At 66.2% G+C, this 16,977-nt stretch carries 12 protein-coding genes and 2 pseudogenes; 6 read left to right on the forward strand and 8 right to left on the reverse strand.

Annotated features, from left to right (window positions below; genetic code table 11):
• The first annotated feature begins 14 nt into the window (after positions 1-14).
• Positions 15-863 (forward strand): LLM class F420-dependent oxidoreductase, encoded by an 849-nt coding sequence (locus ON22_RS30025; RefSeq protein ID WP_033242948.1) that lies wholly within the window; start codon positions 15-17, stop codon positions 861-863.
• Positions 864-886: 23 nt separating this feature from the next.
• On the opposite strand, the gene ON22_RS37005 is transcribed toward ON22_RS30025, so the two are convergent.
• The 6 genes and pseudogenes from ON22_RS37005 to ON22_RS30055 all read right to left on the reverse strand — a co-directional run.
• Positions 887-1,219 (reverse strand): hypothetical protein, encoded by a 333-nt coding sequence (locus ON22_RS37005; protein ID WP_156052220.1) that lies wholly within the window; start codon positions 1,217-1,219, stop codon positions 887-889.
• A 61-nt stretch (positions 1,220-1,280) separates the two neighbouring features.
• Entirely contained in the window at positions 1,281-1,685 is a 405-nt protein-coding gene (locus tag ON22_RS30035; protein ID WP_051158283.1) for a group I truncated hemoglobin, read from the reverse strand.
• 22 nt (positions 1,686-1,707) lie between these two features.
• Positions 1,708-2,958 (reverse strand): oxygenase MpaB family protein, encoded by a 1,251-nt coding sequence (locus tag ON22_RS30040; RefSeq protein WP_033242536.1) that lies wholly within the window; start codon positions 2,956-2,958, stop codon positions 1,708-1,710.
• 399 nt (positions 2,959-3,357) lie between these two features.
• Positions 3,358-4,224, reverse strand: a complete 867-nt coding sequence (locus ON22_RS30045; protein ID WP_033242535.1) for a universal stress protein — start codon at positions 4,222-4,224, stop codon at positions 3,358-3,360.
• Between the two features lie 38 nt (positions 4,225-4,262).
• Positions 4,263-5,189, reverse strand: a complete 927-nt coding sequence (locus ON22_RS38445; RefSeq protein ID WP_306306624.1) for a universal stress protein — start codon at positions 5,187-5,189, stop codon at positions 4,263-4,265.
• A gap of 24 nt (positions 5,190-5,213) precedes the next feature.
• Positions 5,214-7,848: pseudogene (locus ON22_RS30055) on the reverse strand (cation-transporting P-type ATPase); the annotation flags it as partial.
• A 361-nt stretch (positions 7,849-8,209) separates the two neighbouring features.
• Here ON22_RS30055 and ON22_RS30060 point away from each other — a divergent pair.
• The 3 genes from ON22_RS30060 (at position 8,210) to ON22_RS30070 (ending at position 13,737) form a co-directional block, all read left to right on the forward strand.
• Positions 8,210-9,091 carry a universal stress protein gene (locus ON22_RS30060; RefSeq protein ID WP_033242945.1) on the forward strand — a complete coding sequence of 294 codons (882 nt, stop codon included), beginning with the start codon at positions 8,210-8,212 and terminating at the stop codon, positions 9,089-9,091.
• 139 nt (positions 9,092-9,230) lie between these two features.
• Positions 9,231-13,145, forward strand: coding sequence for a trehalose-phosphatase (gene otsB, locus ON22_RS30065; RefSeq protein ID WP_306306625.1), 3,915 nt, complete (start codon positions 9,231-9,233; stop codon positions 13,143-13,145).
• A 106-nt stretch (positions 13,146-13,251) separates the two neighbouring features.
• Positions 13,252-13,737 carry a DUF4383 domain-containing protein gene (locus tag ON22_RS30070; protein ID WP_033242534.1) on the forward strand — a complete coding sequence of 162 codons (486 nt, stop codon included), beginning with the start codon at positions 13,252-13,254 and terminating at the stop codon, positions 13,735-13,737.
• Here the strand turns inward: ON22_RS30070 and ON22_RS30075 are convergent.
• Together ON22_RS30075 and ON22_RS30080 are read right to left on the reverse strand one after the other, a co-directional pair.
• Entirely contained in the window at positions 13,727-13,951 is a 225-nt protein-coding gene (locus ON22_RS30075; protein WP_051158279.1) for a DUF421 domain-containing protein, read from the reverse strand. The two genes, ON22_RS30070 and ON22_RS30075, sit on opposite strands and share 11 nt — an antisense overlap.
• 6 nt (positions 13,952-13,957) lie before the next feature.
• The gene (locus ON22_RS30080) at positions 13,958-14,872 is read right to left on the reverse strand and encodes a universal stress protein (protein WP_033242533.1); all 915 of its coding nucleotides are present in this window, start codon (positions 14,870-14,872) and stop codon (positions 13,958-13,960) included.
• A 308-nt stretch (positions 14,873-15,180) separates the two neighbouring features.
• Between ON22_RS30080 and ON22_RS30085 the strand changes: the two genes are divergently transcribed.
• Positions 15,181-16,173: an Acg family FMN-binding oxidoreductase gene (locus tag ON22_RS30085; RefSeq protein ID WP_033242942.1), complete on the forward strand. Its 993-nt coding sequence runs from the start codon at positions 15,181-15,183 to the stop codon at positions 16,171-16,173.
• 241 nt (positions 16,174-16,414) lie between these two features.
• Positions 16,415-16,977, forward strand: a pseudogene (locus tag ON22_RS30090) (lipase family protein); the annotation flags it as partial.

Below are 16,977 nucleotides of genomic sequence, written 5' to 3' on the forward strand. Positions count from 1 at the left end.
TCTAGCCTGTGCTCATGCGATTCGCGTTCAAGACCGCCCCGCAGGATACGACCTGGGCCGATATGCTGGCCGTCTGGCGGGCCGCCGACGATATCGAGATCTTCGAATCCGGCTGGACCTTCGACCACTTCTACCCCATCTTCTCCGACTCCGCCGGACCGTGTATGGAGGGATGGACCACCCTGACCGCGCTCGCGCAGGCCACCGAACGTCTACGGCTCGGCACCATGGTGACCGGTATCCATTACCGTCATCCGGCAGTGCTGGCCAATATGGCCGCCACCCTCGACATCATCTCCGGCGGCCGCCTCGAACTCGGTATCGGCGCGGGGTGGAACGAGGAGGAATCCGGCGCCTACGGTATCGAACTGGGCAGTGTCACCGAACGCCTCGACCGCTTCGACGAGGCCTGCCAGGTTCTCATCGGACTGTTGAGCCAGGAGACAACGGATTTCGACGGCAAGTTCTATCAGCTGACTGCTGCCCGGAACGAGCCGAAAGGTCCGCAGCGCCCGCATCCCCCGATCTGTATCGGCGGCAACGGTGAGAAACGCACCCTCCGGACCACTGCCCGCTACGCCCAGCACTGGAACTTTGTCGGCGGAACTCCCGCTGATTTCGTCCGCAAACGGGAGGTGCTCGCCGCACATTGCGCCGATATCGGCCGCGATCCGAAAGAAATCTTGCTCTCCGCGCAGAAGCGGCTGGACCCCGAGCTCGGTTACAGCGAAACCATCGATTGGGCGGCCATGCTCGGCGCCGAGGGCCTGGAACTCGCGATCATCTACCTCCCGCCGCCGCACGACCCGGCCGTATTGGAACCGCTGGCCGAAGCCATTCGCGATTCCGGGCTAGCCGACTGAATCGCGATCGGTTCGTCATCGCCTCACCCCGTGTAATGGGCCGGGCCCGGGGTGCAGGGGCTCGGCAGGGCGGACATGGTGGCCATATCGCAGACACCGTCGGTCAGAATCTGGAACGGGGTGACACCGAGCAGGACGATAATTCCGATGATATCGCCGTTCCCGGCAAGTACCCCGGCCGTTCGCGCGGCCGCCGATCCGGAGTCCAATGCTGATGAGCCGGTACCGGATTCGCCCTCGGAGACCGGAGTGGGCGCCGGGGAGGCGAGCGGTTGAGCCGTCGCTCCTGCTGCGGCGCCGACGAGGCTTGCCGCCGCGACGGAGGCGACGGCAAGACGAGTAATTACGGGCGTCATAACGTTCCTTTGGTAGTGAATGTGGTGTCCACCGGGTATGAGTTCAGGAGCGAACGATCGCTCACGGATTCGACGCAATGTCAGCGGCCAGCGGTGACACGGCGGCAATGATTTCGGCCACCAACTCCGACGGCACTCCCGCCCCGGTCACCGCATCCGTGAGATGGCAGGCCACGAGGTCGAAGTGGTATCGGGTGATACCGCGCCCCTGGTGCACCTGTTTCATCGAGGCACCGATGTAGGGATCGGGACCACCGAGCGCTGCCGAGAAGAACTCGACCTGCCGGCCTTTCATCCGGGACATGTTGATGCCGGTGAAGAAAGGCTGTAGAACCTCGTCGGCGAGGACACGAGCGTAGAAGTCTTCGACGACGGTTTCCAGGGCTGCACGGCCACCGATCCGGTCATAGACCGGCGGGTCTGCATCTGGTTCCGGGGAAGAGTTGAAAGCTGCGGGGGAAGACATGATTTCGGCACCTTCCGATGATTCAGCGCGGCGGCACACTCATATCGCGGTTCATGGTGGGGATTTCGATACTGATCGGCATCCGCAGTTCGGACAGGTACATGAGCGCGGCTTTACGGAGGAATTCGTCGAGCAACCAGTAGGGGTCGGCGGCCGGCGGGACCGCGGTGAGGATGCCCTCGCGTACCGCGATGAACGGCCCCCAGCTGAACCGGAGCAGCGGATCCCAGACCGGTTCCCGCGGGATGTGCAGGCCGTCGGCTATGTGGTCACCGAGCAGGAAGCGGGTGAATGCGCCGAGAACGGGCTTGCTGAGGATCGTGAGGTCGATATTGGCGCCGAGGCTCAGCAGCCGGTCGGCCAGCTTGATCCCTTCGGGCGTCGGCGCCAGGATCGGGTCGAGCACCTGCGCCGCCTGGGAGTTTGCTTCGGGCCATGATTTCGGGATGTATTCGTCGCGAACCCCGAGCATATGCCCGGCGACCTGCCACGAGTGCAGGAAAGCCTCCGACTCGTGCACGGGGATCGGCACTTTCCACGAGGTCAGGTGTTTCATCACGGTGGTGGGCAGGCTGTGCCAGGTGACCATGATGTCGTTCTGACTGATCGGGATATCTTCGGCGGCCGAGTGCACCCAGTGCGGTGACTGCGGCAGCAGGTGCCGCACCGCGGCATGTACGAGCCGGGTCTTGACGCAGGTGACGATCATTTCGCCGTCGGGTGCGTAGGCGTTGTTGCTGCCGATGTCGTAGCCGAGTTTGGCGGTTTTGGAGATCCGGTCCTCGAGGTCGTGCCCGCCTTTGGAGTAGTAGACCGCGCGTGCTTCTTTGGGGATGACAGTGCTCATCATGCCGCTGGCGAACCCGTACAACACCCCGAGATACAGTCCGCGTTTCTTGTTGAACTGGATCGCCGTATCCAGTTTGGCCGGATCGGTCCACGGCGGCAGTTGCCGGGCATACTCCATGAAATCCCGCAGTTCCGGCGGCAACCCGGCGGGCAGCGGCTGACCGTTCTTGGTCCAGGTCCGCAGCACGTCGTTGATCCGGGGCACTTCGCCCCGGTCGATCAGTCTGCCGACCAGCTCGTCGGCCTCAGGGTCCCACACTGTCATCGGGTCGGCGCCGGAGCCGGAACCGGCCACCGACCCCTGCGGCGACCAGGTCCACGGCTGCGCCCGCCCGGTAGATGTCGCCGCTACCACCGCGAGCGCCCCGGCAGCCCCGGCCACCCCGCCGGCTTTCAACGCGCTTCGCCTATTGAGTCCGTCCATGCCGCCACTCCTCGTTGAGTTCGATCACCGCCGCAACGGCGAATCCTGGCACCCCACCGTTGTGGAATATCGAGTAACTTACCAGCCGTACCAGACAGCTGTCCAGGTTTCGCAGTTCGACCGGCTTGACGGATACTCACTAGAGGAGGCGCCGAATGTCACGGATACCAGCGCACTTCACCGCACCCGCCCCACAGATGCGATTCGACGACGAAGCCGACCGCGCAGCGGCCAACCGCATACCGGCTTCGCACCGATATTCAAAGAATTTCTGGTTACATCAACCTTCGTTGGCCGGTCACCACGACCGATATACCGGCAGGCTGCCGATCACCCCGGTCGCCCGGCCCGGCCACGGCGATTCCGGGCCCTACATGCCGCCAATCCCCTGCATTCGGCTCATTCTCGTGTCCGCGCGACGATGACCGGGATATGGCTGCCGTGCAGGACCGCCTGTCCGACGGAGCCGAGTGTCATTCCGGCGAATCCACCTCGCCCATGACTGCCGACGACGACGAGCTGAGCGTTCTCGGCTTCTGCCAGGATCCGGCGCGCGGGCCGGTCTTCGACGACGACCCGGGTGACCGGCACATCGGGGTGACGTTCGCATTGGCCGGCCATACTCTCGGATTGCAGGGCGCGCGCCTCCTGCTGCATCCCGGCGCGCGAGATGTAGCGGAAGAATTCGGACCAGGCGGTGACCGCGATGACGCCCACGCCCATACGGGATGCTTCGTCGAACGCGATAACGACGGCCTCCTGCCCGCGCGGTGATCCATCGACCCCGACGACCACAGGCAGGCGCGACAGATCGAGTGGCGGGGCCTCGGCATCGGGGATCACCGCAACCGGACAGTGAGCGTGGCGGGCCAACGAGGTACTCACCGAACCGAGCAGGCCGCGGCCGACGGCGCCGAGCCCACGGGTGCCGGCAACGATCATGAGTGCTTCCCGCGAGCGGGCGAGCAGCACGGGAACAGGTGCGGGATCGGCGACCTCGGTGCGGAGTTCGATATCAGGGGAGACCTCTCGGGCAACTTTCCCGGCGGCGGCGAGTACCTCTTCGCCCTCCGCACGTAGTTCCACGTTGTCGAAGCCGACAACGCCTATTTCGGAGACGAAATCGGCCGGCGCCCCCACCGCATACACGAGGTGCAGCGGGCAGTGGTGTAGCGCGGCACGGTGGGCAGCCCACCGCAGCGCGTCCAGAGATGTCGATGAACCATCGATGCCGACTACGATCGGCGCTTCACGATGCGTGGCCATATCGGTTGCCTTTCTTCGCTCGACTCGGTGCAGGCAGTTCACCGGGCCTGTGGGCGGTGGTCATTCAGGTGGGCCGGCGGGGACGCCCCCGATTCCGGCATGCGCATCGCTGACGCCGCCGGCTCGGGGACGATGAGGACATCGGAGCGAGCGTGCAGAAGTACGCCCTGGCCGGTGGTGCCCAGGAGGGCGTAGCCGATCCGGGTATGCCGACCGGATCCGACGACGACCAGGTCGGCGTCCAGGGCCCGCGCCGTCTCGATGATCCGCGGCGCCGGTTGCCCCGATTCGACGACGGTCCGCACCGGTGACGGCCGCAGGGTGTGGGCGAGTTCCTCGATATGCGGGCCGGCGCTGTCTCTGCCCGAGCGGCGTAGTTCGTGTAATCCCGATTCGGTGACACCGTGGGTGCGCAGCATTCGTTCACCGGGCACCACAGCGGCATGGACGAGGGTGTGGTCGGCAGATGGAGTGAGGATCGTGCCGGCTCGGGCAGCATGGTCTGCCGTAGGGGAAGTATCGACAGCGAGCAGGACGGACCGATACCCATCGGTGGGAGTATTTTTCACCACCAGTACGGGAACGCGACTGGAACGAGCGAGGAGTTCGGCGGTACCGCCGAGCAGCGCACCGATCATCCGGTTCCGCCCGTGCGAACCGATGACCAGCAGGTCGGCGTCGCGGTCCGCGGCTTCGCCGACGATCACGGAGTTGGTGTCGCCGGTGCGGACCGCGATATCGTCGTAGCTGCCCGGGGAGTACCGATCCAGATGCTCCTGCAGGGCTTCGCCGGCCGAAGCGACGGCCGAGGCGCCCGCTCGGCCCGGCAGCACGTGAACCGCGGTGAGCCGCGCCCGGTGTACCTCGGCCAAGGCGGCGGCGCGTTCCACGGCCCGGCCCGCCGCGTCCGATAGGTCGGTCGCCACCAGGATGTGTGCCGGCGATTCGGTGGACAGCGACGGCATACGTTTCGCGCGCGCCGCCCGGTCGCGGCGCCGGTGCAGCCGCCGGATAACGGACTTTTCCGCTTCGGCGGCCAGGAATACGAACAAGCCCACCGCCGCGACTTTCGCCCAGTCGGCGAGGGTCATTCCGGCAGACCCGAACACCGATTGCATGAACGGCGTGTAGGTGAAGAGCAATTGCAGGACGATGCAACATCTCGGTGACGACGATGGCATTGACGGCGATCGTGCGGGCGACCTCCACGGAGGTGCCCGCATCCAGTTCCAGGAGGAACAGGCCGAGTGCACCGGTCATCATCAGCACCGATACCAGGATCACGCGCCACACCAGGAATCCGGACAGCAGTGATTCCGTGGGTGGCCGCGGCGGACGGTGCATGACATCGGCCTCGGTCGGTTCTAAGGCCAGAGCCAGTCCCAGGGTGCTGACGGTGGCGAGGTTGATCCACAGCACCTGTGCCGGAGTCAGCGGCAGCGTGATCGGGAACAGGATCGCCGCGATGACGACCAATGCCTCACCGCCGTTGGTAGGCAGCATGAACAAGATGAATTTTTTCAAGTTGTCGTAGACACCGCGCCCTTCACGCACCGCGGCGGCGATGGTGGCGAAGTTATCGTCGGCCAGCACCATATCGGCTGCTTCCTTGGCGGCTTCGGTACCGCCTCGGCCCATGGCGACTCCTACATCCGCGCGGGCCAAGGCCGGTGAATCGTTGACACCGTCACCGGTCATCGCCACGACCTCACCGTTGTCCTGCAGCGCGCCGACCAGTTCGAGTTTGTGCTCGGGACTGGTCCGGGCGAATATTTCTGCCTCGGAAACCACGCGCCGCAGAGTGGGCTCGTCATAGGCCGATATCTCGGCGCCGGTGAGTGTTTCCCGGCCGCGGCCGAGCCCGATCTGCGCGCCGATCTCGGTCGCGGTGGCGGCATGGTCCCCGGTGACCATCTTTACGGTGATACCCGCACGGTGGCAGTCACGGACCACTTCGATTGCTTCCGCACGGGGCGGGTCGATTATGCCGACCAGGGCGAGCATGACGAATCCCTGTTCGGCGTCGGGAAGGTCCAGCGTGCCACCGGACGCCGGCCGGTCGCGGTAGGCGACGGCGAGAACCCGCAACCCCTGCGCCGCTGTCTCGGCGGTACGGCGTTGCCAACCGCCGATATCGATCGGGGCCACGGTTTCGTCGTCGAGTTGGTGGGTACATGCGGCCAGCACCCGCTCAGGGGCGCCCTTGAGGTAGATACGCTCGACATCCGGGGAATCTGCCGGATGCAGCGTTGCCATGAAGCGCCGTTCGGACTCGAAGGGGATCACATCCAGGCGCGGCCAGGCCTGGACCGCGTCCTCGCGCGATAGCCGCGATTTGGCCCCGAGAACCAGTAGCGCGGCCTCGGTGGGGTCGCCGTCGATATTCCAGGCTCCGTCGATCTCCTGCAGCCGGGCGTCGTTGCACAGTACGCCCGCACGGATCGTCAGCCGTAGTGCCGCATCGGCATTCGGGTCCGCGACCGCCCCGCCGGGGCCGGTGATACCACCGACCGGGGCGTAGCCGACACCTCCGATATCGAAGGACTGCCGGGCGGTGACGACCTTCTGCACCGTCATCTCGTTGCGGGTCAGCGTGCCAGTCTTGTCCGAACAGATCACCGTGACCGAGCCCAGGCTTTCCACCGCCGGCAGCCGGCGGATGACGGCGTTCCGGTGCGACATCCGCTGCACTCCCAAGGAGAGTGTCACTGTCATGATCGTCGGCAGCCCCTCCGGAATGGCAGAGGCCGCGAGTGCGACGACGAGGGTGAACATTTCCGACGGTGATTCCCCGCGCACGGTGATCCCCAGCACGAATGCCGCCGCGGCCACGCCGAGGATCACTGCGGCGAGCCACCGGCTGAAACGAGCGATCTGACGCAGTAGCGGTGTCGTGGTCTTGCGGACACCCGCCAGTAGCTGGTTGATACGCCCGAGTTCGGTATCGATGCCGGTGGCGGTCACCACGCCGTCACCGCGTCCGAACACCACGACGGTGCCCGCGTGGGCGGCATTGCGGCGGTCGGCCGGTCCGGCAGCGGAAGGCACCGGCGCGGAGGTTTTCTGAGCGGGCATCGACTCGCCGGTCAGCGCGGCCTCATCGATGCGCAGATCGTGAACCGCGACGAGGCGCAAGTCGGCCGGAACCCGGTCACCGGAAACGACCCGGACCATATCGCCGGGCACGAGCTCGGCGGCCGGGATATCGCTGATCTGGCCATCTCGGATAACCCGCGCCCGCGGAGCCAGCACAGCGCGGATGGAGTCCAGCGCGGTTTCGGCCCGGCCCTCCTGCACGAATCCCAGAACGGCGTTGATCACCACCGCGCCGAGCAGCACCGCGGTATCGATCCAGTGGCCCAGGAATGCGGTGATGACGGCGGCCGCCAGCATTACGTACAGCAACACATTGTGGAATTGCCGCAGCAACCGCCACCACCAACGGTTTCCGCGGGCCGCGGGCAGGGTGTTGGGGCCGTGCTCGGCCAACCGACGCGCGGCCTCGGCCGTACCGAGCCCGGACCGAGTCGCGCCGAGCCGTTCCAGGGCCGCCTCCGCGTCGAGCGCATGCCAGGCGGGCCCCTCCTCACGCGCACCTGTTCCCGGGATATTTCTACTCGTCATCGATCCCGGACCACCGCCGATCGAGTTTCGCCCTGCCGGGCCGGTATCGAACCGAGGAGAATCAAGGGCTGCCCGCATGGGTTCGCCAGCCCACCACGGCCGAAGGCCTGCTCTGGCGGGTCATCGCCTGCCGCATACATACACGGCACTGTCGCGTGGTTCCTGGGCAGTATCTCACCGCCCGCCACCTCGGCGAAGCAGGCGCGCAACACCCGCTCCCGAGGTGACCGACACTGTATCGATCTATGATCAACTGTAGGTGCTCTCGCCGGTGACGGACGACAGCCGATCTCGGTCGCCGCACCGGCTCGACCGATCGATCACGAAGCACGCGGATACCCGAGCCGAAGGAACCGCGCCGATGGACCGTCCGGCACAATCTCCAGAACCCGCCGCTCCTGTCGTCGTCGGAGTCGACGGATCCGAGGCCGCCACGGCGGCTGTGCGCTGGGCGAGCCGCGAAGCCGCACTCCGGCAGCGCACGTTGCGCATCGTGCACGGTGACGGCACTGCCGCCCGACCCGGTTTGCCGCCGCCGGTCGGCGAGGCCCTCGCCCGGCACGGACAGGATTGCCTCGACCGTGCCCGCGCGGCGGCGCTGCACATCGATGCGTCCCTGCCGGTGGAAACAGAACTGTCCGGCGCGGCGCCGGCGCGACTGCTCATCGACGAATCGGCCGCCGCGGAAATGACCGTGATCGGCTGGACCGGAGAAGGGTCGGCCCTCGCCCATCTCGGCTCGACCGTGCTCGCCGTCGCGAGCAGCGGGCACGGGAAGATTGTCGTGGTCCGCGGCGCCGGAGCCGACGGCCGCCGCGAACGTCCGGTGGTGGTCGGAATCGATGGGACCGCGGTGAGCAACGCCGCCGTGGGCGCTGCCTTCGCCGAAGCCGCACTGTTGCGGGTGCCGCTGGTCGCGATACACACCCGGCACGATCTCCGGACTCACTGGTTCGCGGGTATGCCGGAGACGATCGAGGACCCCGCGATCGGCACCGAGATGGAAACCCGGATGACCGAATGGCTCGCCGAATGGTCGCCGCAGTATCCCGGGGTCGAAGTGACCCGGAAGATGTATCTCGCGGGTCCCGATCTGCACCTGCTCCACTGGTCGGAGTCCGCGCAATTGGTAGTCGTCGGAAGCCGCGGTCGCGGTGGATTCCGCGGATTGCTCCTGGGATCCACGAGCAATATCCTCGTCCAGCGCGCCCATTGCCCCGTTCTCGTGGCTCATGGAGCCTGACCCCAGGACCAGCCCCCCGCGATCCACGCCCCGCGATGGATCGGAGACCTGTGGCCCGTCCCGGCCGCCGTCCACTGCGAACTCGGGCCTCGACCTGCCTCCCGCGCGAGGAATCGATTCGCGACGCCACGAGGCGGTCATCTTCGACCTCGACGGCGTGGTGACCGATACCGCTGCCGTGCACGCGGCAGCGTGGTCGGAATTGTTCGACGCCTACCTGGCCGGACGGCCCGCGACAGCAGGACAGGACCGTTCACCGTTCACGCCCGACGACTATCTGCGTCATGTCGACGGCAAACCCCGCTACCGCGGCGTCGCCGATTTCCTTTCTTCCCGGGGTATCCACCTTCCCTGGGGGTCTGCGGCGGATCCGGCCGGTGCCGACACTGTGTGCGGGCTGGGCAATCACAAGGACAACCTGTTTCGCGAACGCCTGGAGCGAGACGGCGTACGGATCTTCGAGTCGACCGTCGCACTGATCCACCGACTCCGTGCCATCGGGCTCTCGACGGGGGTCTTCACCGCCAGCCGTAACCTCCACTACATTCTCCGGGCCGCCGGGCTCACCGGCCTGTTCGACGCACAGGTGGACGGTCACGATGCCGACGAGTTGGGGCTTGCAGGGAAACCCGATCCCGCGACCCTGCACGAAACTGCACGCAGGCTGGGCAGTGCACCGGATCGGACGGTGGTCGCCGAGGACTCGGAGGCCGGTGTGACCGCGGCGCGGCGCGGTGGATTCGCCTTCGTCATCGGGGTCGACCGAGCCGGGCACGCCGCCCGGCTGCGCGCGTGCGGCGCCGATATCGTGATCGAGGATCTGGCGCAGGTGCGGGTGCGCGGCCGGTTCCGGCGAGTGGCGGATGCGCCGGACGCGCTCGCGTTCTGGCCCCGGATCACCGAACTGATCGGCGGCCGCTCCCCCGTGGTGCTGCTAGATTTCGACGGCACCCTCGCCGATATCGTCGCCGATCCCGCCGCGGCCCGGCTCGCACCGGGGCTGGATACCGTTCTCGACGAGCTGGCCGCGCAATGCACCGTCGCCGTGATCAGTGGACGCGATCTCGACGACCTACGCGAGCGGGTCGGCCGGAGCGGGATCTGGTACGCGGGCAGCCACGGCTTCGAACTGGTGGCGCCGGACGGCACCGCCCATACCGCCGCCGTGCCGCCGGGCACCGAACAGGCACTGGCCGCCACCGCGGAAGCGCTGCGGCGCGAACTGCGCGATATCCCGGGTGCACTGGTGGAACACAAACGGTTCACGGTCGCCACCCACTACCGCAACGCCGGCGCCGGCGATATCGGCCGGATTACGGCAGCCGTGTACGACGCCGCGCGCACCAACGGGCTGCGCACGACCCACGGCCGCAAGGTAATCGAACTGCGGCCCGATATCGACTGGAACAAGGGCGACGCACTGCATTGGATCACCGACCGGCTGCCGGGCACCGCGTACTCGCTCTATCTCGGCGACGATCTCACCGATGAAGACGCGTTCGACGCGGTGCCCGCGCCGGGCACCGCCATCGTGGTGCGCAGCGGAGAAAACGTCGCCCGGGAAACCGCCGCGGATCTGTCGCTGGCAGGTCCCGCACGAGTCCGGGATTTCTTGCACAAACTCGCCGGGCTGTCGGCCGCGGGCAACGCGGGGATTCCGGAATCGTGGGCGCTGACCTACGACGGATACGACCCCGCCCAGGAGAAACTCCGCGAGGCTTTGTGCACGGTCGGCAACGGGTATTTCGCCACCCGGGGCGCGGCGCCGGAATCGGCGGCGTCGCGGACACACTATCCGGGCACCTATATCGCCGGCCTGTACAACCGGCTCCACGACCGGATCGCCGACCGCACAATCGATAACGAAAGCCTGGTCAATGTGCCGAATTGGCTCCCCTTGACCTTCCGCCTCTGCGACGGCGACTGGTTCACCCTCGACGAGACCCACATACTCGGCTATCGGCAGCAACTCGACCTGCGGCGGGCCGAACTGGTACGCACTTTCCGCATCCGCGACAGCGGCGGCCGCATCACTGCGGTCACCCAGCGCCGGTTCGCCGCTCTGCACCGGCCGCATCTGGGCGCCCTGCGGACAACGATCACGGCCGAGAACTGGAGCGGTCCCCTCACCATCCGTGCCACTGTGGATACAACGACACGAAACACCGGCGTCGAACGCTACAACAGGTTGTCGAGCACCCATCTGACGCCGGCCCGCGGCCGGGAACTATCCGCCGATTCGGTGCTGGTCGAGACACACACGAACGCCTCGGGGCTGCCGCTGGCGATGACTGTCCGCAGCACAGTGCGCAGAGATGGCAAACCGTTCGACGCCGAGCGTCACTACGTGCGCGACAGCGGGTCATTCGGCCACCAGTTCACCCTCGACATGGCCCCGCAGGTACCGGTGTCGGTCGACAAGATGATGGCTGTGACCACCGGGCGGGACCCCGCGACGGGCGACGCCGGCGACAATGCGGCGCGCGAGTCGGCGGAATTCGCCGACTACGCGGCATTGTTCGAGGGTCATGCCGTGGCATGGGATCATATGTGGGCGCGCCTGCACATCGACCTCGACGGTGCGGCGCCGGCAGTAGCGGTCCTGCGCCTGCACCTGATGCACATCGTCCAGACGGCGTCACTGAACACCGTCGACCTGGACGTCGGCGTTCCCGCCCGCGGCCTGCACGGCGAAGCGTACCGAGGGCATATCTTCTGGGATGAACTGTTCGTCCTCCCGGTACTGACCCCGCACCTCCCGGCGCTGACCCGCACCCTCCTGATGTACCGGTACCGGCGGCTGCCCGAGGCACGGCGTGCGGCGGCGCAGGCCGGCCATTCGGGAGCGATGTATCCGTGGCAGTCCGGCAGCGACGGCCGGGAGGAAAGCCAGCGGTTACATCTCAACCCTTTGTCCGGCCGGTGGAATCCCGACACCAGCCACCGCGCGCACCATATCGGTAGCGCCGTCGCCTATACGGTCTGGCAGTATTACCAGGCCACCGCCGATACCGAGTTTCTCGCCGAATACGGAGCGGAGATGCTGGCCGAAATCGCGCGCTTCTGGTCGAGCAGAGCCGAATTCGATACCGAACGCGGCCGCTACACCCTGCGTGGAGTTATCGGCCCCGATGAATTCCATTCCGGTTACCCGCACGCACCACACGACGGGATCGACAACAACGCATATACCAATATCCTCGCTGTCTGGACGATTCTGCGCGCCCTCGACGCACTCGATGTACTTGCGCCGCCCGACCGGGCCGAACTCCTCGATACGCTGGGGTTGCCGGCAGAGGAATTGCAACGCTGGCAGGATATCGCGCACCGAATGTATGTGCCTTTCCACGACGGGGTGATCAGTCAATTCGACGGCTACGAACAGTTGCGCGAATTGGACTGGGACAGCTATAGGCAACAGTACGGGAACATCCAGCGCCTCGATCGGATCCTGGAAGCCGAGAACGACGATATCAACCGCTATCGCGCCGGAAAACAAGCCGATGTCCTGATGCTTTTCTATCTGTTCTCCGCCGACGAATTACGCGCCCTGTTCACCAGCCTCGGTTACGAACTACCGACCGATATGATTCCCCGCACGATCGACTACTATCTGGCCCGCACCTCACACGGCTCGACCCTGAGTGCGCTCGTACATGCGTGGGTGCTGGCACGTGCACATCGCGACCGTACCGTGGACTATTTCGAATCCGTACTGGTCTCGGATATAGCCGATATACAGGGTGGCACAACTGCCGAAGGAATCCACCTGGCCGCGATGGCGGGGAGCGTGGATCTTCTGCAACGCTGTTTCACCGGGCTCGAAATGCGCGACGACCGCCTCGTCTTCCGCCCGCACTGGCCTGCATCACTGGGCATGCTGTCGTTCCCCATCCAGTACCGGGGACACCATTTGACGGTGCGCATCGATGAACACGGCCTGGAAGTCGACTCGCGTCCCGGGCACGCCGATCCGGTCACCGTCACCTGCCGCGACAGCAGCGCCGAACTGGCGCCGGGTTCGACCGTGCATTTTCCGGGTTCATCCCGATAGGGCTGCCCGGAGGTTTGTCGCGGATCCGCACGGGCATTCGCGACGGAATCCGGTTGCCGATTTCGCGAGACGGTCTCGCGAAGACAGCGGGAGGGAGGACGAGACCATGTCGGACCGCACCAGTTCGACCCGCACTACCCGTTCACCGGTCCAGCTCGCCGCCATGGCGGTCGGCGCGGTATTTCTCCTGGCAGGCGTGCTCGGCTTCATTCCGGGCATCACCACGAACTACGACAGTATGGAATGGGCCGGTCACCATTCCGAAGCCCAGCTACTCGGCCTGTTCAACGTTTCGATACTGCACAATGTCGTGCACCTGGTATTCGGCGTGGCCGGCCTGGCCGCGGGAATGAGCGCGGCGCTGGCCCGCGCATATCTGCTGGTGGGCGGGGTGATCTACCTACTGCTCTGGGTATACGGCCTACTGATCGACGAGACCGGCGACGCCAATTTCGTCCCACTCGACACCGCGGACAACTGGCTGCACTTCGGACTCGGCCTCGGAATGGTCGCACTCGGGGCGATCTTGCCCCGCCGGATGAACACTCCCGGTCGGCACCTGTCGGGACAGCAGCCCGGGATCATCGAATAAGCCGCAGGGAACTGCTCTTACCGCCGAGCAGGCCGGGAGCGGCCGCCTCGGCGATCAATATCATGAGGAAAACATCGGTCAGGCCGAGGCCGCCGGATTCGCGCTGCCCGGCGAGCCGCATCATTGCCATCAGTGACAGGAAGGTGATCGTGCCCCTCAACACCAGTTCCAGCGGAGGCACAGTGGGTGCGAAGACCGAATTCCAGTCGGGCATCCGGACTCAGGAGTCCGCGGTGCGGTAGATGACGATCGGGCGGTCGGCGCGGTGCAGCAGGTTCTGGCCGGTCGAACCGAGAAGGGCACCACGGACGCGTCCCCAGCCTTTGCTGCCCACGATCGCCATCTGGGCATGGTCGAGGGCGTACAGCAGTTCCCGCGCCGCCGAGCCACGCCGGGATCTCAATTCCACGGCCACGTCGGGAAATTGCTCTCGGTACGGGGCGATGATTGTCGAGAGTTCGTGTTCTTCCGAGCGCGCGATCGCATCCCAGTCGATGACCAGTGCGGTCCGGCCGCGTTTCTGTATCGTGCCGGGCTCGGCGGACGCGACCGCCGAGCTGCCGGTCCACGTCCGCACCGCCGTCACCGGCACGGAAAGCAGCCGGGCCCATTCGAAAGCCAACTGGGTCGCGGCCTCCGATATCGGGCTTCCGTCGGATCCCACCGCGATCGGGCGGTCGTCGAGGGCGGTGTCGGCGAGTTCACCGCGCCATACCGCGACCGGGCATACCGCCTTGTTGGCCACCCGTAGCACGGTCGACCCCAGCAGCCAGCGTTCGACCGAACCGGCTCCTGTCGCGCCCAGCACGATCATCGCCGCCTGCCCGGCCGCTTCGAGCAACCCTGCTGCAGGAGCTTTGTTGTCGGCGATCGATTTCAGCTCGATCTCGGGCGCGCATCCGCGGAGTTCGGTTTCGGCCGAGTTCAGCAGATCGGCCCGATGGGCCTGCTGCATCTCTTCCAGTTCCTCGGCGCTGAACGCCACATCGGGTATCGGGCCGGTGGCCGGCGACGAATGCACCAGGTGTAACGGCAGTCCGAGTCTGCCGGCGAACTCCGCGGCCCATTTGGCGGCACCCAGCGATGCCTCCGACCCGTCGATACCGGCCACGATGTGTTTTCCCGGGAGAACCATATGTTGCGCCTTTCGTGAGCGAGAGGAACGAGAGGCCACACCGGTAGTACGTACGAGCATCTGCCGAGCCGGCTGTCCGACCGGCTCACCCGAAACGACACTCGATCGTGATGATCCTCCAGGATAGGAGGAGAGGCACTCCCGACGATCGGTCGACACACTCGAACTCGGCACTTCTCCCATAGGAAATTGCTGGTGACGCCGGGATCTCGGGTACCGCCCGGTGCCGGATCCATCTGGCTACGTCCGCGCGAGCGAGCCGCGTGTGGTGGTACGCCCGGTGCCTCCGGATAGGTATGGTCGGGTACATGAGCGCTGGTCCCAGCGGGTCGACAATCGCGGACGCAGTCCGCCTCGCGGCACGGGCTCCCTCACTGCACAACAGCCAGCCGTGGCGGTGGCAGTCCGACGGCGAGGTCTTGCGGCTGTTCGCGGTACCCGAGCGGATGCTGACCACGACCGATCCCGGTGGTCGCCAGATGCTGATCAGCTGCGGTGCCACCCTGGATCATCTGCGAGCCGCCATGGCGGCTGCCGGTTGGCGCCTCTCCGTGGCACGCTTCCCCGACCCCAACAACAAGGCCCACCTCGCAGACATCACATTCGAGCGTTCGCCGATCGTGACCGATGCCGACCGCGCCCGCGCGGAAGCGATCGACCGGCGGTTCACGGACCGCCTGCCGTTCGGGTCTCCGCCCGGCTGGCCGGAGTTCGAGCCGGTACTGCGATCGGCGACCGATTCCGCAGACACCGCCGTGGAAATCCTGCCCGAGGAGAGCCACCCTGCGCTTGCCCACGCCACGCGGCTGACAGGCGCGCGCCGCCGTTACGATTCGAACTATCACGCGGAGCTGCACTGGTGGACCGGGCATGTGATCGGCGCCACCGGTGTACCGAAATCCTCGCTGATCTCGCCGCGAGAACATGAGCAGGTCGATATCGGCCGCCGCTTCCCGACCACCTCGTCGGTTACCGGACCCACCGGCGAGAACTCGTCCGACCATGCTGTGGTGCTCGTTGTTTCCACAGCCGGAGATACACCCGCGGAACACGTTCGATCCGGTGAAACGCTCTCGGCCGTACTCCTGGAATCCACCCTGGCGGGATATGCGACATGTCCGCTCACCCATCTGACCGAGGTACCGGAGAGCCGGCGCGCAGTCCGGCAGTTGAGCGACACCGATCAACTGCCCCAGATACTGGTCAGGGTGGGCGCGCCACCGCATCGCGACCGGCCACCGGAACGCACGCCGCGGTTACCGCTCACCGAAATCCTGTCCGATACGAAGTCCGGGAACTGACCGGCGGGCGTAGGCGACCAACGGACGAGTGGACTGCAGGCGTGAAGTCGATTCCGTATCGCCACCGTGATGTCTCGAATCGGTCGCGGCTCGTCTCAATCTTGTGACGTAACTCTGTCTCCGGCTCTCGGTCACGTAACCTGAGCTCAGGTCCCGGTACGACAGGGGACGTTTCGGGCGACGGAACTCCACATCGCCTCGGGTGCCGCATATTTCGACGTCGCACCCAGGGGCGTGTGCCATGAGATGTTTCCGTGCCGGCGCTCTCGCGTTGCTCGTTGTCATGCTGTTGCTCATCGGGCATGCCGCGGCCCAGCCGCCGGCTCCCCCCGGGCTTCCCTTACCTGCACTACCGGCATTTCCGCCGCCTGTGGATACGAACGATGCGCTCCTACCCGGTGTTCAACAGTGGATCGATCGGGTAATTCCGCCGCCACCGATCGCGCCGACACCCCAACCGATACCGCAGGATGAAACGGATTCCCTGGCACCGGGATTGGCTGCGCTGCATCAGGCGGTGCTACCCGCGCCGGCCGGCGATCCGATATTCGATCGGTGGCCGGCGGACCTCGCCGGTTTCGCCCCGGGTGCGGTGATCGAGGTCCGCGATGTCACCGCCTCGGCCGCACCGCTGGTCGTGGTGCCGATCCGGCAGGCGGTGCTGTTCAAATACCGGACCACCGACGCGCACGGCCGCCCGTCCTTTGCCACGGCCACGCTGGTGATACCGGCGGCCGCATCGCCGGTGCCCGGAGCGCGGCCGGTGATGGTCAACAATCTCCCCATCGACGCTCTCGGCCGGCG

It is taken from the genome of Nocardia carnea NBRC 14403, from assembly GCF_000308515.1.
Taxonomy (GTDB): Bacteria; Actinomycetota; Actinomycetes; order Mycobacteriales; family Mycobacteriaceae; genus Nocardia; species Nocardia carnea.